General features: G+C 72.7%; 18 protein-coding genes. 4 read left to right on the plus strand and 14 right to left on the minus strand.

Annotated features, from left to right (window positions below; all coding sequences use genetic code 11):
• Positions 1–55: 55 nt before the first annotated feature.
• Complete coding sequence (locus CRP30_RS02225; RefSeq protein WP_097182330.1) at positions 56–1,099, minus strand: BMP family lipoprotein; 1,044 nt, start codon at positions 1,097–1,099, stop codon at positions 56–58.
• A gap of 265 nt (positions 1,100–1,364) precedes the next feature.
• Between CRP30_RS02225 and CRP30_RS02230 the strand changes: the two genes are divergently transcribed.
• On the plus strand, positions 1,365–2,666 hold the full coding sequence (locus tag CRP30_RS02230) for a D-alanyl-D-alanine carboxypeptidase family protein (RefSeq protein ID WP_097182331.1): 1,302 nt from the start codon (positions 1,365–1,367) through the stop codon (positions 2,664–2,666).
• Here CRP30_RS02230 and CRP30_RS02235 read toward each other — a convergent pair.
• From CRP30_RS02235 to hisC, 4 genes are all read right to left on the minus strand, one after another.
• Positions 2,587–3,549 carry a YihY/virulence factor BrkB family protein gene (locus tag CRP30_RS02235; protein WP_097182332.1) on the minus strand — a complete coding sequence of 321 codons (963 nt, stop codon included), beginning with the start codon at positions 3,547–3,549 and terminating at the stop codon, positions 2,587–2,589. The two genes, CRP30_RS02230 and CRP30_RS02235, sit on opposite strands and share 80 nt — an antisense overlap.
• 80 nt (positions 3,550–3,629) lie before the next feature.
• A complete protein-coding gene (locus CRP30_RS02240) occupies positions 3,630–4,187 on the minus strand; it encodes a 2'-5' RNA ligase family protein (RefSeq protein WP_097182333.1) in 558 nt (185 codons plus the stop codon).
• On the minus strand, positions 4,184–5,209 hold the full coding sequence (gene trpS / locus CRP30_RS02245) for a tryptophan--tRNA ligase (protein WP_097182334.1): 1,026 nt from the start codon (positions 5,207–5,209) through the stop codon (positions 4,184–4,186). The genes CRP30_RS02240 and trpS overlap by 4 nt, the downstream gene beginning before the upstream one ends.
• Positions 5,210–5,259: 50 nt before the next feature.
• Positions 5,260–6,417, minus strand: coding sequence for a histidinol-phosphate transaminase (gene hisC, locus CRP30_RS02250; RefSeq protein ID WP_097182335.1), 1,158 nt, complete (start codon positions 6,415–6,417; stop codon positions 5,260–5,262).
• Between hisC and galE the strand changes: the two genes are divergently transcribed.
• Positions 6,416–7,369: a UDP-glucose 4-epimerase GalE gene (gene galE, locus CRP30_RS02255; protein WP_097182336.1), complete on the plus strand. Its 954-nt coding sequence runs from the start codon at positions 6,416–6,418 to the stop codon at positions 7,367–7,369. The genes hisC and galE overlap by 2 nt on opposite strands.
• On the opposite strand, the gene CRP30_RS02260 is transcribed toward galE, so the two are convergent.
• Positions 7,366–8,685 carry a hemolysin family protein gene (locus CRP30_RS02260; RefSeq protein WP_097182337.1) on the minus strand — a complete coding sequence of 440 codons (1,320 nt, stop codon included), beginning with the start codon at positions 8,683–8,685 and terminating at the stop codon, positions 7,366–7,368. The genes galE and CRP30_RS02260 overlap by 4 nt on opposite strands.
• Positions 8,686–8,968: 283 nt before the next feature.
• Here CRP30_RS02260 and CRP30_RS22910 point away from each other — a divergent pair, with 283 nt between their 5' ends.
• Entirely contained in the window at positions 8,969–9,859 is an 891-nt protein-coding gene (locus CRP30_RS22910; protein ID WP_235003120.1) for a CAP domain-containing protein, read from the plus strand.
• 80 nt (positions 9,860–9,939) lie between these two features.
• Here the strand turns inward: CRP30_RS22910 and CRP30_RS02275 are convergent, their stop codons facing one another.
• The 5 genes from CRP30_RS02275 to CRP30_RS02295 form a co-directional block, all read right to left on the minus strand.
• Entirely contained in the window at positions 9,940–10,821 is an 882-nt protein-coding gene (locus CRP30_RS02275) for an endonuclease domain-containing protein (RefSeq protein ID WP_235003121.1), read from the minus strand.
• A gap of 198 nt (positions 10,822–11,019) precedes the next feature.
• Positions 11,020–12,234, minus strand: coding sequence for an NADP-dependent isocitrate dehydrogenase (locus tag CRP30_RS02280; protein WP_097182340.1), 1,215 nt, complete (start codon positions 12,232–12,234; stop codon positions 11,020–11,022).
• 85 nt (positions 12,235–12,319) lie between these two features.
• Positions 12,320–13,273: a malate dehydrogenase gene (mdh, locus tag CRP30_RS02285; RefSeq protein ID WP_097182341.1), complete on the minus strand. Its 954-nt coding sequence runs from the start codon at positions 13,271–13,273 to the stop codon at positions 12,320–12,322.
• 51 nt (positions 13,274–13,324) lie between these two features.
• On the minus strand, positions 13,325–13,630 hold the full coding sequence (locus tag CRP30_RS02290) for a DUF3017 domain-containing protein (protein WP_097182342.1): 306 nt from the start codon (positions 13,628–13,630) through the stop codon (positions 13,325–13,327).
• Positions 13,631–13,632: 2 nt separating this feature from the next.
• Positions 13,633–14,502, minus strand: a complete 870-nt coding sequence (locus CRP30_RS02295) for a bifunctional methylenetetrahydrofolate dehydrogenase/methenyltetrahydrofolate cyclohydrolase (protein ID WP_097183074.1) — start codon at positions 14,500–14,502, stop codon at positions 13,633–13,635.
• A gap of 98 nt (positions 14,503–14,600) precedes the next feature.
• Here CRP30_RS02295 and CRP30_RS02300 point away from each other — a divergent pair, with 98 nt between their 5' ends.
• On the plus strand, positions 14,601–15,143 hold the full coding sequence (locus CRP30_RS02300; protein WP_200814502.1) for a hypothetical protein: 543 nt from the start codon (positions 14,601–14,603) through the stop codon (positions 15,141–15,143).
• Between the two features lie 131 nt (positions 15,144–15,274).
• Here the strand turns inward: CRP30_RS02300 and CRP30_RS02305 are convergent, their stop codons facing one another.
• From CRP30_RS02305 to purN, 3 genes are read right to left on the minus strand one after another with little or no spacing between them, the layout of a single operon-like run.
• Positions 15,275–15,919, minus strand: coding sequence for a pentapeptide repeat-containing protein (locus CRP30_RS02305; RefSeq protein ID WP_097182343.1), 645 nt, complete (start codon positions 15,917–15,919; stop codon positions 15,275–15,277).
• Positions 15,919–17,469 (minus strand): bifunctional phosphoribosylaminoimidazolecarboxamide formyltransferase/IMP cyclohydrolase, encoded by a 1,551-nt coding sequence (purH, locus tag CRP30_RS02310; RefSeq protein ID WP_097182344.1) that lies wholly within the window; start codon positions 17,467–17,469, stop codon positions 15,919–15,921. The genes CRP30_RS02305 and purH overlap by 1 nt, the downstream gene beginning before the upstream one ends.
• On the minus strand, positions 17,466–18,092 hold the full coding sequence (purN, locus tag CRP30_RS02315) for a phosphoribosylglycinamide formyltransferase (RefSeq protein WP_097183075.1): 627 nt from the start codon (positions 18,090–18,092) through the stop codon (positions 17,466–17,468). Before purN ends, purH begins: the two co-directional genes overlap by 4 nt.
• Positions 18,093–18,127 lie beyond the last annotated feature (35 nt).

Raw genomic sequence — 18,127 nt, forward strand, 5'->3', positions numbered from 1 at the left:
CGCCGTCGGGACCGACCTGGACGCGGGCCCGCCGGAGCGGGCCCGTGTCCTGGGATCACGGGGTCGTGGGGACCTCGATCTCGCCGTCGATGATCTGCTGGCGGTACTCGTCGATGTCAGCCTCGATGTCGTCGATGAACCCACCGGTGGTGGCCAGGCCCACACCCTCGGTCTCGAGATTGCTGACGACGTCCGAACCGCCCTCGACGTTGCCCTCGACGAAGCTGTCGATGAACGCCTGGACGGCGTTGTCGACGCGCTTGAGCATCGAGGTCATGATCACGGCCTGGAGGGCCGGGTCGTCGACGGTGTTGTACTGGTCGGAGTCGACGCCGATCGCGCGACCGTTCGACGCGGCGGCAGCCTGGAAGACGCCCAGGCCGGAGCCACCCGCGGCGTGGTAGACGATGTCGGCACCACCGTCGAACATCCCCTGCGCGACGATCTGGCCCTTGGCCGGGTCGTTGAAGCCGGAGAAGTCACCGGCCGGGGAGATGTACTGCGAGGTGACGGTGACGGTCGGGTCGACGGCCTCGACACCGGCCTCGAAGCCCGCCTGGAACTTCTCGATCAGCGGCGTCTCCACACCGCCGACGAAGCCGACGCTCTTGGTCTCGCTCTTCAGCGCGGCGGCCACACCGGCGAGGAAGGAGCCCTGCTCCTCGGCGAAGAGCAGGCCCACGAGGTTGTCGGCGCCGATCTCCTCGACCGAGGAGTCGACGATCGCGAAGGTGGTGTCGGGGTACTGCTCCACGACGTCGCCGATCACGTCGCCGTAGGCGAACCCGACGGCGATGATGGGGTTGTAGCCCTCGTCGGCGAGCTGCGTCAGCAGCTCGACGCGGTTGGAGGCGTCGGCGTTGGGGCTGAGGTCGCGGACGTCGCCGCCGTGCTCCTCGATCGCTGCCTCGACACCGGCGATGGCCGAGTCGTTGAAGGAACGGTCGCCCCGCCCGCCGGTGTCGTAGGCGACGCCGACCTTGAGGTCCTCGCTGCCGCCGCCGGCGCTCCCGGTGGCGGCGTCGCCGCCGTCCTCGTCGCTGGCACAGGCCGCGAGGGCCAGGCTGCCGGCCAGCAGCAGTGCTGCAGCCTTCGTCATCCGCGCTCGGCGCAAGACGATCTCCTCTCTGGGGGGACGCGCGGGTGGAGCGAGCGCGTCCCGTCGGGGTTCAGGTATCCCGACGACACCGGCCTGCCGTAGAGGCCGACCCGGTCGCCGAGGACTGACGAACGCTAACTGCGCCCCGCGCGCAGGCCACCGGCTGCGGGCGGACTGAGATGCGATCGTTGCGAAGCGGCTGCCGGTCGTGGGCTGGGTCACTCGGTCGTGCCCGTGATCGTCCGACGGCATAGCGTGCGGGCCCATGAGGCGACGCCTGCGGGGGACGCGGTGGCCGGTGGCCACGCTGGTCGCGCTGGCGGTCGCCCTGCCGGCCGCCGCACCGGCGGCGGCCGACGACGCCCGTCCCACCGTCGATCCGAGCGCTCCGACGCCGACCGCCCCGTACGCCGGCCCGCCTCCGCAGGGCTCGGCGCCCGACGGCCGGACGGTCGGCGGCGAGGGCCTGGACACCCGCGGGACCGTCGTGGCGGAGGGCGCGCCGGCGCTGCCGCAGGGCCTGGCCGCCAACGGCTGGCTGGTCGCCGACGCCGGCACCGGGGACGTCCTGGCCGCGCGCGACCCGCACGGGCGCTACTACCCCGCCAGCACCCTCAAGACCCTCACGCTGCTCACCCTCGCGCCGCTGCTGGACCCGGCGACCGTGGTCGAGGGGACGGCCGAGGACGAGAACATCGAGGGCAGCCGCGTCGGGCTCGTGCAGGGCGGGCGCTATCCCGTGTCGCTGCTGTTCCAGGCGCTGATGCTGCAGTCGGGGAACGACGCGGCCAACGCCCTGGCCCGGGTTGCGGGCGGTGTCGAGGTCACGGTGGCGGCGATGAACGAGACCGCCGAGGACATCGGCGCCTACGACACGGTCGCCGGGACGCCGTCCGGGCTCGACGTCGCCGGCCAGTCGTCCTCGCCCTACGACCTGGCCCTGATCTTCCGGCGGCTGCTCACCGACCCGGCCGCCGCGGCGGTGCTCACCACGCCCACCGCGGACATCCCCGCGGTCGAGGGCCGGTCCGGCGGCTACCAGATCCAGAACCAGAACCCGCTGGCCGGCACGCCGGGCAACCTCGGCGGCAAGACCGGCTTCACCGACGCCGCCCGCCACACCTTCGTCACCGCGGCCGAACGGAACGGGCGACGCCTGGTCGTGAGCGTCATGGACACCGAGAACGTGCCGCTCCGCGCGGCCGACCAGGCGGCCCTGCTGCTCGACTGGGGCTTCACCGTCCCGGCCGGCGCCGAGGAGGTCGGCACCCTGGTCGCCTCCGGCGACCTCCCGCCGCTGCCCTCCCCCACCGCCACGGCGCCACCCACCCGGCAGGCGGAGCTCGCGCCGCGGGCCGACCAGCCGCCCGCCGACGAGACGTCGCCGCCATGGCTGCCGCTCGCCCTCGGCACGCTCGCCGTCGGCACGCTCGCAGTCGGCACGACGGCGCTCCTGGTCCGGCGCCGGGCGCGCCGGCCGGCGGCGCTCAGCCCGTCGCCGGACGGCTCTCCCACGGAGGACTCACGGCCTCGATCCGCCGGAGGGTCGACGTCCAGGCGGCCGTGAAGAAGGCGAACCGGGCCACCAGGTTGATCCAGACCAGCAGGCCCACCGCCCCGCCGAAGGCCGACGCCGTCACGCTGTCGGAGATGAGCGACAGGTAGAAGCCACCGAGCAGCTTGAGCAGCTCGACACCTGCCGCCCCGAACAGCGCCCCGGGGAGCAGCAGCCGCAGCGGGTGGTTCACCGACGGCACGACGCGCAGCAGCCAGAGGAAGACGGCGGTGTCGACGGCGACCGCCAGCGCGATGCCGAGGACCTGGGTCAGGACGCCGAACCCGAACTCGTCGGAGAGCCCGAGAAGGTCCAGCACCCACGACGTCGCCTGGGTGACCCCGCCGGTGAGGCCGAGGCTGGTCAACCCGACCGCACCCAGCACCAGGAGCGAGATGATGTCCTGCAGGTTGTCCTTGAGGAACTCCGGCGGATCGACGTGTCCCTTCCAGATCCGCTCCATCCCGACCCGCAGCTTGTCCATCGCGCGCAGCCCCGCGTAGAGCGAACCGGCCAGGGCGATCAGGCCGATGAAGCCGGCGCCGTCGATCGCGCCTTTCAGCTGGCGGACGAGCTGCCGCCCCACGGTTCCCGGGAAGGCGTCGCGGATGGCGGCGAACAGCTCCGCCTGCAACAGCTCGTTCCCCGCGAGGAACAGCCCGATGACCGAGGCGATCAGCAGGAGCACCGGGAACAGGCCGAGGAACACGAAGTACGTGACTCCGGCGGCCATCAGGTCGCCCTGGGTTCGCTGGTACCGGCCCCCGGCGCGCGCCAGGTGGTCGAACCAGCGGTGGCGGCGCCGCTGGGCGGCGATGCCGTCCTCGACCCGGGCGTAGGCGCGGTTCCACCACGGCTCGCGGCCGGCGGGAGAGGACTCGTCGGCGGAACTCACCGCCCGAGTCTGTCGAAGGACCCCGTCCCTCTCACCCCTCGCTCGCTCGGGGCGAGCCTCCGGACGGGGCCGAGAAGGGCTCACCCGGTGAGCGGGTACTCGCGGGCGACCGCCCAGGCACCGTCGGGGGTCTGCTCGAACTCCGTGAAGGCGGTGACCCGGAACTCGGCGGACAGCTCGGCGAGCCCGCTGTAGGCCAGCTCGAGCATGTCCTCCGGGACGTCGTGGGCCACGGTCACGTGCGGGTGGTACGGGAACGCCAGTGCGCGCGCGAGCGGTCCACGGCGGACGTCGTTGGAGAGCAGTTCGCAGTTGCCGATCCCGCGGGCGACGGCGATGAACACGACGTCGGAGACCGGCTTGAACGTGCCCGTGCCCGACAGGTGCATGTCGAACGGCGGATGGCAGCGGGCCACCTCGGCCAGGTGCGCGCTGATCGCCGTCCGGTCGGCGACGGCGACCTCGGTCGGCGGGAGCAGCGTGACGTGCGGGGGGACCAGGTTCGCCTGCGGGTCCCCCACCTTGGACCGCCAGTCGACCAGCAGCTGCGCCCACGGCTCGGGGATCGGGACGACGACGCCGAGGACGGCGTTCTCCGGCGGGGCAGGCAGCCGCGTCACGAAGGTGTCGTCGTTCATCGCCGGGCTCCGGCCGCCGGCGGGAGGAACCCGGAGCGCTCGTACACGGTGGCGACGGTGGCGGACGCGACCTCGCGAGCGCGCTCGGCACCACTGGCCAGGACGCGCTCCAGCTCGGCCCGGTCGTCCAGGAGCTCCTGGGTCCGGGCACGCACCGGGGTGAGGAAGTCGGTGACGACCTCGGCCAGTTCCTTCTTGAGGTCCCCGTAGCCGCGACCGGCGAAGTGCTGCTCCAGGTCGGCGACGCTCCGGCCGGACAGCGCGCTGTGGATCGTCAGCAGGTTGGTGACGCCGGGCTTGTTCTCCGCGTCGGCGACGACCTCGCGGCCGGTGTCGGTGACCGCCGAGCGGATCTTCTTCGCCGTCACGTTCGGCTCGTCGAGCAGGAAGACGCACCCGGCCGGCGGGAGGCTCTTGCTCATCTTCTTGTCCGGCGACTGCAGGTCGAGGATCTTGGCCGCGCCCTGCGGGATCTTCGCCTCGGGCAGGGTGAAGGTCTGCCCGAACCGGCCGTTGAACCGGGTGGCGAGGTCGCGGGTCAGCTCCAGGTGCTGGCGCTGGTCCTCGCCCACCGGCACCTGGTCGGCCTGGTAGACGAGGATGTCGGCGGCCTGCAGGACCGGGTAGGTGAACAGCCCGACGGTGGCACCGCCGGTGCCCTCGCGCTGGCTCTTGTCCTTGAACTGCGTCATCCGGCTGGCCTCGCCGAACCCGGTGAGGCACTCCAGGACCCACGACAGCTGCAGGTGCTCCGGCACGTGGCTCTGCACGAACAGGCTGCTGCGGCCCGGGTCGACGCCGAGGGCGAGCAGCTGCGCCGCGGAGGTCAGGGTGTTGCGGCGGAGCTCGGCCGGGTCCTGCGGCAGCGTGATCGCGTGCAGGTCGACGACGCAGTAGAAGGCCTCGGTCGAGTCCTGCAGGGCGACCCACTGACGCAGCGCACCGAGATAGTTGCCGAGGTGGAACGAGCCCGCCGTCGGCTGGATGCCTGAGAGCACACGGGGAAGAGGCACGTCGGCCATCAAACCAGCCGTGCGGGCCCGGCGTTCCGGCCTCCCCCGTTCCGCCGACGTCATGGGACCCGGGCGTCGTCCCTGACCTGGTCGAGGGCGGCGAGGAGGACGTCGTTCTCCTCGGGGCTGCCGACGGTGACGCGCACACCCTCCCCGGCGAACGGCCGGGTGATGACGGCGCGCGCCTCCAGTGCCGCGGCGAGGCCCGCCGCGTCGTCGCCGAGGGGCAGCCAGACGAAGTTGGCCTGGCTGTCGGCGACGTCGAACCCCCGGTCGCGCAGGGCTGCGGTGAGCCGCTCTCGCTCGGCGGTGACGGCCGCGCAGCGAGCCCGCACCTCGTCCTCGCTGCCGAGCGCCGCGACCGCCGCCGCCTGGGCGAGCATCGAGACGCTGAACGGGACGTGCGTCTTGCGCACCGCCTCGGCCACGGCCGGGTCCTCGGCGATCAGGTAGCCGACGCGCAGCCCCGCCAGTCCCCACGCCTTCGAGAACGTCCGCAGGACCGCGACGTTCGGCCGTCCGCGCATGAGCTCGAGCCCGTCGGGGACATCGGGGTCGGTGACGAACTCGCGGTAGGCCTCGTCGAGGACCACGAGGGTCTGCGCGGGGACGGCGTCGAGGAAACGTTCCAGCTCCGCGCGCCGGACCGCCGTCCCCGTGGGGTTGTTCGGATTGCAGACGAAGGCGAGGCGGGTGGTCTCGTCGATCGCGGCGAGCAGCCCGTCGAGATCGTGGGTGTCGGGCACGCCGCCCGGACGCCCGGGCACCAGCGGCACGCGGACGGCACGGGCCCCTGCCACCGAGGCCAGCAGCGGATACATCTCGAACGAGCGCCAGGCGAAGGCGATGCTGCTGCCCGGGTCGTTGTAGGCCTGGGCCAGCTCCTGGCACAGCGTCACCGCCCCGCAGCCGGTGGCCACCTGTCCCGGGTCGACGCCGTAGCGCTCGGCCAGCGCGGCGGTCAGGACGACGGCGCCGTTGTCGGGGTACCGGTTGGTCTCCGCGACCGCGGCGGCGATCGCCTGGACGACGGCGGGCAGCGGCGGGAACGCGACCTCGTTGCTGGCCAGTTTCACGGCCCGGTCCACGCCGATCTCGCGGGCCAGGTCGGCAGGGTTGCGACCGGGCTTGTACGCCGGAAGTTCCCGCACGACGGGACGGGCCTCGACCACTACGCCACCACCTCTTCCCGGCGGCCCTCCTAGGCTGACCGCCATGCGCGTACTCGTCGCCGGTGGAGCCGGCTACATCGGCAGCGTAGTGACGGCGGCCCTGCTGACCGCACGCCACGAGGTGACGGTGCTCGACGACCTCTCCACGGGCCATGCCGACGCGGTGCCCGCCGGCGCCACCCTCGCCGCCGTGTCGCTGCACGAGTCGGCCCCGGTGCTCGCCGAGGTCCGGCCGGAGGCGGTGCTGCACTTCGCGGCGAAGTCCCTCGTCGGGGCCTCGCAGCAGCGCCCGCACGAGTATTGGGAGACCAACGTCGGGGGCTCGCTGGCGCTGCTGGAGGCCATGAAGGCCGCCGACTGCCGCCGCATCGTCTTCTCCTCCACCGCGGCCACGTACGGCGAGCCGGAGTCGGTGCCGATCCGGGAGGACGCCCCGACCCGGCCGACCAACACCTACGGCGCCTCGAAGCTGGCCGTGGACCACATGCTGACGTCGTACGCGGTGGCGCACGGCTTCGCGGCGGTCAGCCTGCGCTACTTCAACGTCGCCGGCGCCGCCTACGGGCTGGGCGAGCGGCACGCGACCGAGACGCACCTCATCCCGATCGCGCTGGAGGTGGCGGCCGGGAAGCGCGAGGCGCTGACCGTCTACGGGGAGGACTACCCGACGCCGGACGGCACCTGCATCCGCGACTACGTGCACGTCGAGGACCTCGCCGACGCCCACCTGCTGGCGCTCCCCGCGCCCGCCGAGGGCGAGCACCGGATCTACAACCTCGGCAACGGCACCGGTTTCTCCGTGCAGGAGGTCGTCGACGCGGTGCGCCAGGTCACCGGCCACCCGGTCCCGGTCGTCGTCGGCGAACGCCGGGCCGGGGACCCGGCACAGCTGGTGGCGTCGAGCGACCGCATCCGGGCCGACCTGGGATGGGCGCCGCGGCACACCGATCTGGCCGGGATCGTCCGTGACGCGTGGACGGTCTCGCAGGCGCGCTAGCTGCCCGTGGCTGCGCCGTCGTCCTCCTCCGTGGGCTCGGGCGGCGGGCTGACCAGCAGGCGGCTGATCCGCCGTCCGTCGAGCTCGACGACCGACAGCGTGCGGCCCTCGACCTCCACGACGTCGCCGACCTCCGGCAGCCGGCCCAGCTCGGCCAGGACGTATCCGGCGACGGTCTCGTAGGGCCCGTCGGGCAGCGCCAGCCCGGTGGCCTCGGTGAAGTCGTCCAGGTTCAGCAGGCCGTCCACCTCCCGGGGTCCGCCGGGCGCCTGCTTGGCCTGCTCGACCTCCTCGTCGTACTCGTCGTAGATCTCCCCGATGACCTCCTCGATGAGGTCCTCGAGCGTGACGATCCCGTCGGTGCCGCCGTACTCGTCGACGACGATGGCGAGGTGGTGGTTCTCCCGCCGCATCTCGCTCAGGGCCATGAGCACGCCGGCGGTGCCGGGCAGCCGCTTCACCTCACGGGCGAGGTCGCCCACGGTCGCCGCACGGCCGGCCGGGTGGTTGGGCAGGAACAGGTCGCGGACGTGCACGAACCCCACGACGTCGTCCTGGTCGCGGCCGGCCACGGGGAAGCGTGACCAGTTGGAGTCGGCCACCAGCTTGGCCGCCCGGCTGGCCGTCGTGGACGCCTCCAGGAAGGCGACCTCGGTGCGCGGCGTCATCACCTCGCGCACCTCGCGCTCACCCGCGCGGAACACCTCGTCGATGAGCCGCCGCTCGTCGCTGCTGAGCGACTCGTGCGCGGCCACGAGATCGCGCAGCTCCTCCTGGCTGATGGCCTCCCCGCTCTGCCGCGGGTCGCCGCCGAAGAGCCGGACCAGCACGTTCGTGGACTTCGAGAGCAGCCAGATGACCGGGCGCGAGAGCTTCGCCAGCGCGTTCAGCGGAGCCGCGACGATGAGCGAGAAGCCCTCGGCCCGCTGCAGCGCCAGTCGCTTCGGGGTCAGCTCGCCGACGACGAGCGACAGGTAGCTGATGGCGATGGTGACCAGCACCAGCGCGAGGGTGCCGGACAGCCCCTCGGAGACGCCCTGCGTCCGCAGCCAGCCGGCGAAGGGCTCGGAGAGCGTGCTCGCGCCGAACGCCGCGGAGAAGAACCCCGCGAAGGTGACGCCCACCTGGACCGCCGCCAGGAACTGGTTCGGGTCGCTGAGGAGCTTCTGGACCGCCTGACCCCGGCGGCCGGTCTCGGCCATGGCGCGGACCTGGGACTCGCGCAGGGAGACGAGCGCGATCTCGGCACCGGAGAACACCCCGCCGATCAGCACGAAGACGACGACCATGACGATGCTGAGCCAGACGTCGCTCACCGGCGGCGTACTCCTCGGGACGGGGGTGGGTGGAGCGCGGGCGCCCCCATGGTGCCTGGTCGACTCCGCCGCAGGTGCTGGTCGTCCCCGATGCGGGTGTCGGTCGGCCCACTGCAGGTGCTCGTCGGCCCCTGGCGCCGGCGCCCGCCGAGGATCGCCGCAGGTCGCACGAGGGTGCCGGGCGCGGGGCCGTGACCTTTCTCTCCGGCACTCACGGTGACCTTGCGCGCACCGTTAGTCTCGGCACGGTAACGAATCGTGATCACCTTCGTGAGGTCCCACCGTGCAGCACAACGCCCCGGGTTCGCCGGTCTTCCGTCGGCCCGCCGACCGCTCGAGCCGGAGCGGAGCATCGACGCGCCGGACCGGCGTCCACCGCAGCGCGCGGCTGGCGCTCAGCACCCTCCTGAGCGCGGTGGCCACCGCCTTGGTGCTGGCCGCCCCCGTGGTGGCCGGCAACGCGCCGTACTCCCCCGTCGTCCTCGGCCAGGACGGTCTGCCGTCCTCCGGCTCCTTCGCGGGCCTGACGTCGACGGCGACCTACTCCTCCGCCACCGGGGAGACCTCCGCCGCTCCGAGGGCGACCGGGACGCCGTCGGCCGGTACCGCGAGCGGCGAGCCGCCGGCCGGCACGCCCGCGGTGCCCGAGCCGGTCGCACCTGCACCGGCGCCGAGCGAGCCCGCCCCGGCCCCCGCACCCGCCCCTGCTCCGGCTCCGGCTCCGGCTCCGGCTCCGGTTGAGGAGGCCGAGCCCGAGGCGGCTGCCGCACCGGCCCCGGCGGCTGCGCCCGCGGCACCGGTGACCGGCGGACCCGAGGACCAGGTCCTGGGGTTGGTCAACCGGGAGCGCGCGGCGGCGGGCTGCGGTCCCGTCTCCGCGGACGGCGGTCTCGCCTCGGTCGCCCGGGCGCACAGCGAGGACATGCGTGACCGCGGCTTCTTCGCCCACGTGAACCTGGACGGGCTGGACCCCTTCGACCGCGCCGACCGTGCGGGCGTGCCGGCTCGTGCGGAGAACATCGCCCGCGGCCAGCAGGACGCCGCAGAGGTCATGGACTCCTGGATGAACAGCGCCGGGCACCGGGCCAACATCCTCGACTGCAGCCTGACCCGGCTCGGCGTGGGCATCGCCCAGGGTGGCGGCGGCCCCTGGTGGACCCAGCTCTTCGGCTGACCCACCCTCGGCGGCGCCGATGATCACGACTGGTCGACGGGGCCCTCGTTCGTGGGGAAGCCCCGGCCGACCAGTGCTGATCACCGGGCCATGGCGAGGACGAGCGCCGCAATGAGTCGCTCGGGACGGTGCATGTCGGCTGCCGTCACGAAGAAGACCGTCCAGCCGGCTGCCGTCAGGCGGTTCAAACGGCGTCGGTCCCGACCGAGCTGGCCGGTCTCGCCGTGCCAGGCACCGTCGTACTCGATCGCGAGCTTCAGCTCCGGATACGCGAAGTCCACCCGTGCGATGAAGCCGTCCTCACCGAACACCCGGTACTGAGCCCTCGGAGCCGGCAACCCGGCGCGCAGCATCAGGAGCCGCAGCCGCGTCTCCTGGGGCGATGCGGCGAGCCCGTCGGCGAGCGCGATGACGTCCCGCGCACGGCGGCTCCCGCGACTGCGGGGCAGTTCCGCTACGAAGTCGCGGACGTCATCCAGTCGGACGATCCCGGATGCCACGAGCTGGTCCAGGAGGACGACGCCGTCGTCGAGCGGACTCCGGCGGATCAGATCGGCAGCGGTCCGGGGCCGGGTGGTGCGCGGCAGCCGACGCGGCTCGTGCACCACGTCGCCGTCAAGGGTGCTCGTGCGCACGGCTACGCCGGGGCCCGGCTGCCATCGGACGCCGGGTGGTACCAGGACCTCCACGGGGTCACCCGAGGTGACCAGCTCACGGCCGCCCCAGAGGGCGACTGCGGTCAGTCCACCGAACGCTGCTTCCGGCGGGGCGACCAGGCTGACGCCGCGGGCGAGCAGGAGGTGGTCGACCGGCAGCGTGACGTCGGCGTAGACGTCCCGACGCAGACGGCGCCACGCGGAGCTGCGCAGCTGGTCGGGGGTGAGCAGGCCGGCACGCACCGCCCTGGTCCCCCGGAACACCTGCCCGCACAACGGCTCCGGGCGGAGAGGGGGCGAGGGCACCCGGGAACGGTGCCCGACGACCGCCACCTCCCGCTGACGTCGTCCACAAGCGTGATCACCGCTGACGCAGCGGGGTCTCCTCGTCCGTGAGGCCCCACCAGACCAGTGGTGATCTCGGCGACCGGCGTCCGACGCCGCACGCGCGACGGCCCCCTCTCCCGCGTGGGAGAGGGGGCCGTCGTCGGACGACGTCCTACGTCAGGCCATGGCCTTCTGGAGGTTGGTGTCGATGGCCGCCAGGAAGTCCTGGGTGTTCAGGAACGGCTGGTCCTTGGAGATCAGCAGCGCGAGGTCCTTGGTCATCTGACCGCCCTCGACGGTCTCGATGCACACCCGCTCGAGCGTCTCGGCGAACCGGGTGACCTCGGGGGTGTTGTCCAGCTTGCCGCGGTGGGCGAGGCCCCGGGTCCAGGCGAAGATCGACGCGATCGGGTTGGTCGACGTCTCCTTGCCCTGCTGGTGCTGGCGGAAGTGCCGCGTCACGGTGCCGTGCGCGGCCTCGGCCTCGACCGTGCGGCCGTCGGGGGTCGCGAGCACCGACGTCATGAGACCGAGCGAGCCGAAGCCCTGCGCGACGGTGTCGGACTGCACGTCGCCGTCGTAGTTCTTGCACGCCCAGACGTAGCCGCCCTCCCACTTGAGGGACGCGGCGACCATGTCGTCGATCAGGCGGTGCTCGTAGGTGATCCCGGCGGCGTCGAATTTCTCCTTGAACTCCGCCTGGAAGACCTCCTCGAAGATGTCCTTGAACCGGCCGTCGTAGGCCTTGAGGATCGTGTTCTTCGTGGACAGGTAGACCGGGTAACCGCGGTCGAGGCCGTAGTTGAGCGAGGCCTTGGCGAAGTCGCGGATCGACTCGTCGAGGTTGTACATCGACAGCGAGACGCCGGCACCCGGGGCCTGGAACACCTCGTGCTCGATCGGCTGCGAGCCGTCGTCCGGGGTGAAGGTGACGGTGAGCTTCCCGGCCGAGGGGAACGTGAAGTCGGTGGCGCGGTACTGGTCACCGAAGGCGTGACGGCCCACGATGATCGGCTTGGTCCAGCCGGGGACCAGGCGCGGGACGTTCTGCATGATGATCGGCTCGCGGAAGATGACGCCGCCGAGGATGTTGCGGATCGTCCCGTTCGGGGACCGCCACATCTTCTTCAGGCCGAACTCCTCGACCCGTGCCTCGTCCGGCGTGATGGTCGCGCACTTGACGCCGACGCCGTGCTTCTTGATGGCGTTGGCGGAGTCGATGGTGATCTGATCGTCGGTCGCGTCGCGCGACTCGATGCCCAGGTCGTAGTACTCCAGGTTCACGTCGAGGTACGGGAGGATCAGCTGGTCCTTGATGAACTGCCAGATGATCCGGGTCATCTCGTCGCCGTCGAGCTCGACGACGGTGCCCTCGACCTTGATCTTGCTCACTTCAGTGTTCTCCTCGTGCTCGTTTGGCCCGGCTGCAGGGTCCCGCCGCGAGCGTGCGAGCGGTGGGGAGCAGTGGGGTCCCTTTTCAGAGGTCGGCTACGTCAGCCTGCTTGGCGCGGACGGCCTCGGCGGCTTCCCGCAGCCCGGCGAGCTCGCTCTCGGACAGGTCGCCCTCGACGACCTTCCGGACACCCTCACGCCCGATCTCGGCCTCGACGCCCAGGTAGACGCCGTTGATGCCGTACTCGCCGTCGACCCAGGCGCACACCGGCATGACGGCACCGGAGTCCTCGATCACGGCCCGCGCCATGCGGGCGGCCGCGGCGGACGGCGCGTAGTAGGCGGACCCCGTCTTCAGCAGCGCCACGACCTCGGCGCCGCCGTTGCGGGTGCGGTCGACGAGGTGCTCGATGCGGTCGGCCGCCAGGACGTCCGACAGCGGCTTGCCGTCGACGGTGCAGCGGGAGGGCACCGGCACCATGGTGTCGCCGTGCGACCCGAGGGTCAGCGTCTTCACCGACGACACCGGGACGCCGAGCTCCTCGGCCACGTTGTTGCTGAAGCGCGCGGTGTCGAGCATGCCGGCCTGCCCCATGACCCGGTTCTTCGGGAACCGGGTGGCCAGCTGGGCCAGCGCCGTCATCTCGTCCAGCGGGTTGGAGACCACGATGATGACGGCGTCCGGGGAGGCAGCGGCGACGTTCTCCGCGACCTGCCGCACGATCTTCGCGTTGGTCTCGATGAGGTCCATCCGGCTCATGCCGGGCTTGCGCGGGAGGCCCGCGGTGATGACGACGACGTCCGAGTTCTCGGTGCCCTCGTAGGAACCCCCGCCGACGCCGACGACCTTCGTCTCGAAGCCCTCGATGGGACGCGACTGGTTCATGTCCAGTGCGATGCCTTCGGGCTTGCCCTCGACGATGTCGGTGAGCACGACGGTCTCGAAGATGTCGTACTCGGCGAGCCGGAGTGCAGTGGTCGAGCCGTAGAAACCGGCACCGACGACGGTGACCTTGCCCTTCCGCGACTTCTCTGCCATGGCCAGGAACCTATCGCTGAGTCGGCCGCAGCGCCCGCGCGGGTCGAAAGCTCACGGTTGCGGCAGCGGGATCATCAGGACCAGGACGGTGAGCGCGATGCCCGCGCCCGCCAGGAGCACCACGTCGACGAGCCGGCTCCGGACGGCGAGGAACCCCACCCGCCGGACCGGCAGCAGCAGCCGGAGCACCGCCGAGGCGACGAGGACCAGCCCGATCATCACCAGGCCCTGGCGCCAGTGGCCGATGGTCACGACCAGCAGGCCGACCGCCACCGTCACGAGCACCACCAGCAGCGGGAGCTGGCGGATCAGGCCGGCCAGGAAGGGCCGGCGGACGTAGAGGGGTGGGCGCGTCATGCTCAGGCCGTGAGCGCCTCGAGCGCCGCGGCCTGCTCGGCGGCGAGGACGACGTTCTGCAGCAGCATCGCCCGGGTCATGGGACCGACGCCCCCGGGGTTCGGGGCGACGTGCCCGGCCACGTCCACCACGTCCAGGGCGACGTCGCCGGCGATCTTCCCGTCGACCCGGCTCACCCCGACGTCGAGGACGGCGGCGCCCGGCTTGACCATGTCGGCGGTGATCAGACCCGGGACGCCGGCCGCGGCGACGACGACGTCGGCGGAGCGCACGTGGGCGGCGAGGTCGCGGGTGCCGGTGTGGCACAGCGTCACGGTGGCGTTCTCCGTGCGGCGGGTGAGCAGCAGCCCCAGCGGGCGGCCCACGGTGATCCCGCGGCCGATGACGACGACCTCCGCCCCCGCGACCGGCACGTCGTACCGGCGCAGCAGCTCGACGATGCCGACGGGCGTGCACGGCAGCGGGCCGGGGACGTTGAGGACCAGCCGTCCCAGGTTGACCGGGTGCAGGCCGTCGGCGTCCTTGGCCGGGTCCATCGCCTCGAGGACCGTGCTCTCCTCGATCCCCTTCGGCAGCGGCAGCTGGACGATGTAGCCGGTGCACCCCGGGTCGGCGTTCAGCTCCTCCACCACGGCCAGGACGTCGGCCTCGGTGGCGGTCGCCGGCAGCTCGCGCTGGATGCTGGCGATGCCGACCTGCGCACAGTCGGAGTGCTTGGCGTTGACGTACCAGCGGCTGCCCGGGTCGTCGCCCACCAGCAGGGTGCCCAGACCGGGGCGGTGACCGGCCGCGGTGAGCGCGGCCACCCGCTCCGTGAGCTCGCCGCGGATCGCCGCCGCCGTCGCCTTGCCGTCCAGGATCGTCGCGGGCACGTCGGACAGTCTGCCCGAAGCCCCCACGGAGGACTGCGCCGTCCTACGCTCCGGGCAGCCGGCGCCCACCGCGCCCACCGACCGCAGGAGGTTCGCAGATGACCGACGGACCGGGCACTCCCCCGACCGGCGCCACCGCCTACCCGCCGCAGGACACGGGCGGGTACACGGGCGGGAACACGACGCCGGACTACTCCGATCGGCCGGTCGCCCGCCGGGGCCCCGAGAGCCTCGGCGGTCTGCTGCTCATCCTGGCCGGGATCGTGGCCGCCGTCAGCCTCCTCCTGGACTGGCTGGCGGACGAGGACGACTCCGGGTGGGCGCTGGTTCGGGAGGGCTTCGACGACCTCGGCAGCATCTTCGACAACGGGATGTGGCAGCCGCTCGCCGTGGTCCTCGGCGGCGGCGTGCTGTTCGTGCTGGGCATCCTGATGTGGCTGCCGATGCGCAGCCACCGCTTCCTCGGCCTTCTCGCGCTGCTGGTCAGCGGCGCGGTGACGGCCGGCGTCCTGGTGCCGCTGATCGACGCCGACTGGGACCTGGGCGTCTTCGGCCCCGGGTTCTACTGCGCGATCGCCGTCGCCGTCCTCGGCCTGCTCGGCAGCCTCAAGGCGCTGCTCACCGGCAAGAAGTACCGATGACACCGTCGTCCTCCGGACGACACCGCCACGACACCGCCGCCAGGTGCCGTCCCCCTGCTTCGCTGAGCCGCTGAGTCACGCCTGCGCGGACCCTCCGGGCCCGCTCGGCGTGACCGTGCCGAAGCGGGACTTCAGTCAGCGACCGAGGCGCCGTGGGCGCGGGCGAACAGCACCGCCTGGGTCAGGTCGATCCGCACCCCGGTCAGCTCGAACGACCGCCAGTTCACCTCGTCCATGGACGCGCCGCGCAGGTCGGCCCCGCGCAGCTTGGTGCCCTGGAGCCGGACCCGGTCCAGGTCGGCGCCGCTGAGATCGGTGCCGCGCAGATCGGCGTCGGTGAAGTCCGTCTCCCGGAACCGCTGCCGGGAGAGGTCCAGCGAGGAGAGGTCGGCGCCGCGCAGTGCGGCGTAGCTCCAGTCGCACTCGGTCGCGGTCATCGGCCGCAGCTGCGCGGCCGGGAACTGCGAGCCGGTGAGCTTGCAGCCGTCCCAGGTGACGTCGATCAGCTTGGCCCGGTCGAACCGGCAGGAGAGGAAGGCCGAGCCCAGGTGCCGGGACCCGCCCATGCGCACCCCGGTGAGGACGCACTGGTCGAACACGCAGCGCCGGGTGACCAGCTCCTCCAGCCCGGCGTCGTCGAAGCGGCAGCGGGTGAAGGTGACGCCGTCAAGCTCCGCGCCCCACCAGTCGACGCGGGCGAAGTCCTCCCCCTCGACCTCGGCGCCCGCCTCGGGCGGCCCGACGTGCGGGCGCGAGCTGAAGCTCGTCCGCCCCATCAGTGGGCGAAGTGGCGGGTGCCGGTCAGGTACAGCGGGATGCCGGCCGCGGCGGCCGCCGCGACGACCTCCTCGTCGCGCACCGAGCCGCCCGGCTGCACGACCGCGCGCACCCCGCCGTCGAGCAGGACCTGCAGACCGTCGGCGAACGGGAAGAAGGCGTCGGACGCCGCCACCGATCCGATGGACCGCTCCCCCGCCCGGGAGACGGCGAGACGGGCGGCGTCGACGCGGTTGACCTGCCCCATGCCGACGCCGACGGTGGCCCGGTCGTGGGCGAGCAGGATCGCGTTGCTCTTCACCGCGCGCACCGAGCGCCAGGCGAACACGAGGTCGTCCAGGCCGGCGGCGTCCAGCGGCTCCCCCGTCGCGAGGGTCCAGGTGGTCGGGTCGTCCCCGGGGGCGTCGAGGCGGTCCTTGACCTGCAGCAGCAGCCCGCCGCCGATCGGCCGCATCTCCGCGCCCGGCCCCGGCAGGTGCGGGAGCCGCAGCAGCCGGATGTTCTTCTTCGCGGTCAGCACGCGCACGGCGTCGTCGGTGAAGGACGGCGCGACGACGACCTCGGTGAACACCTCGGCCACCTGCTCGGCCATGGTCAGGTCGATCTCCCGGTTCGCCGCGATCACGCCACCGAAGGCGGAGACGGGGTCGCAGGCATGGGCCTTGCGGTGCGCCGACGCGATGTCGGTGCCGACCGCGATGCCGCAGGGGTTGGCGTGCTTGATGATCGCGACGCAGGGGTCGTCGTGGTCGTGCGCGGCCCGCCAGGCGGCGTCGGTGTCGATGTAGTTGTTGTAGGACATCGCCTTGCCGTGCAGCTGATCGGCGTGCGCCAGGCCGGGCTGCCAGCTGCGGTAGAGCGCGGCGCCCTGGTGCGGGTTCTCGCCGTAGCGCAGGACGTCGGCGCGTTCCCAGCTGGCCCCGATCCAGGACGGGAAGCCGCTCTCGTCGTCCGGTGCGAGGACGGTGCCCATCCAGGAGGCGACGGCGATGTCGTAGGAGGCCGTGTGCCGGAACGCGCCGGCAGCGAGCGACTGCCGCTCGGCCAGCGTGAAGCCACCGGCGGAGACCGCCGCGAGGACGTCGCCGTAGCGGGCGGGGTCGACGACGACGGCCACCGACGGGTGGTTCTTCGCCGCCGCCCGGACCATCGCGGGGCCGCCGATGTCGATCTGCTCCACGCACTCGTCGGGGCTGGCGCCCGAGGCGACCGTCTCGGTGAACGGGTAGAGGTTCACCACGACCAGGTCGAAGGCGGCGATGCCCAGCTCGTCGAGCTGGGCGACGTGATCGGCCTTGCGCCGGTCGGCCAGGATCCCGGCGTGGACGGCGGGGTGCAGCGTCTTCACCCGGCCGTCGAGGCACTCCGGGAAGCCGGTGACCTGCTCGACGGGGGTCACGGGAATGCCGGCGTCGGCGATGCGCCGGGCGGTGGCGCCGGTGCTCACCAGCTCCACCCCCGCGGCGGCGAGCCCGGCGGCCAGTTCCTCCACGCCCGTCTTGTCGTAGACGCCCAGCAGGGCGCGGCGGATGGGGGTGCGGTCGCTCATCGGTCGCTCTTCCTCGTTCGTTGCTCTGACGTCCGTCCGGCGGTGACCAGTGCGGCCACCGTGTCCACCAGGAGCTCGCGCTCCGCTTCCTTGATCCGCTCGTGCAGCTCCGCCTCGTCGTCGTCCGGGTGGACGGCGACCTCGCGCTGGGCGAGCACCGGGCCGGTGTCCAGACCGGCGTCGACGAGGTGCACCGTCGCGCCCGTGACGGCGACGCCCGCGGCGAGGGCGTCCCGCACGGCATGCGCGCCGGGGAAGGCCGGGAGGAGCGCCGGGTGGGTGTTGATCAGCCGCCCGCCGAACGCGTCCAGGACCGCCGGGCCGACGAGCTTCATGAAGCCGGCGGACACCACGAGGTCAGGCGCGTGCCCGGCGAGCTCCGCGGCGAGGGCCCGGTCCCAGGCCGGCCGGTCGGCGTGCTCGCCGAGCCCGCAGGTGAAGGTGGGGATGCCCCGCCGTCGGGCGTGCTCCAGCCCGTGGGCTGCCCGGTCGCTGCCGACGACCACCACCTCGGCCGGGAAGGCCGGGTCGTCGGTCGCCTCGAGCAGCGCCGCGCACAGCGATCCGGTGCCCGACAGCAGCACGGCGACGCGGGCCCGCGGGGCGGGCGCGGGTCCGGGCACGCGCACGACCCTATAAGGACCCGCCGCGCTCGAGG

Origin of the sequence: Blastococcus haudaquaticus (assembly GCF_900230285.1) — a bacterium.
Lineage (GTDB): Bacteria > Actinomycetota > Actinomycetes > Mycobacteriales > Geodermatophilaceae > Blastococcus_B > Blastococcus_B haudaquaticus.

Bases quoted from the DNA above. Each gene is read 5' to 3' on its own strand.
- CRP30_RS02225 (WP_097182330.1), bottom strand. From the start codon at position 1,099: ATGACGAAGGCTGCAGCACTGCTGCTGGCCGGCAGCCTGGCCCTCGCG.
- CRP30_RS02230 (WP_097182331.1), top strand. From the start codon at position 1,365: ATGAGGCGACGCCTGCGGGGGACGCGGTGGCCGGTGGCCACGCTGGTC.
- CRP30_RS02240 (WP_097182333.1), bottom strand. From the start codon at position 4,187: ATGAACGACGACACCTTCGTGACGCGGCTGCCTGCCCCGCCGGAGAAC.
- trpS (WP_097182334.1), bottom strand. From the start codon at position 5,209: ATGGCCGACGTGCCTCTTCCCCGTGTGCTCTCAGGCATCCAGCCGACG.
- galE (WP_097182336.1), top strand. From the start codon at position 6,416: ATGCGCGTACTCGTCGCCGGTGGAGCCGGCTACATCGGCAGCGTAGTG.
- hisC (WP_097182335.1), bottom strand. From the start codon at position 6,417: ATGGCGGTCAGCCTAGGAGGGCCGCCGGGAAGAGGTGGTGGCGTAGTG.
- mdh (WP_097182341.1), bottom strand. From the start codon at position 13,273: ATGGCAGAGAAGTCGCGGAAGGGCAAGGTCACCGTCGTCGGTGCCGGT.
- CRP30_RS02290 (WP_097182342.1), bottom strand. From the start codon at position 13,630: ATGACGCGCCCACCCCTCTACGTCCGCCGGCCCTTCCTGGCCGGCCTG.
- CRP30_RS02300 (WP_200814502.1), top strand. From the start codon at position 14,601: ATGACCGACGGACCGGGCACTCCCCCGACCGGCGCCACCGCCTACCCG.
- CRP30_RS02305 (WP_097182343.1), bottom strand. From the start codon at position 15,919: ATGGGGCGGACGAGCTTCAGCTCGCGCCCGCACGTCGGGCCGCCCGAG.
- purH (WP_097182344.1), bottom strand. From the start codon at position 17,469: ATGAGCGACCGCACCCCCATCCGCCGCGCCCTGCTGGGCGTCTACGAC.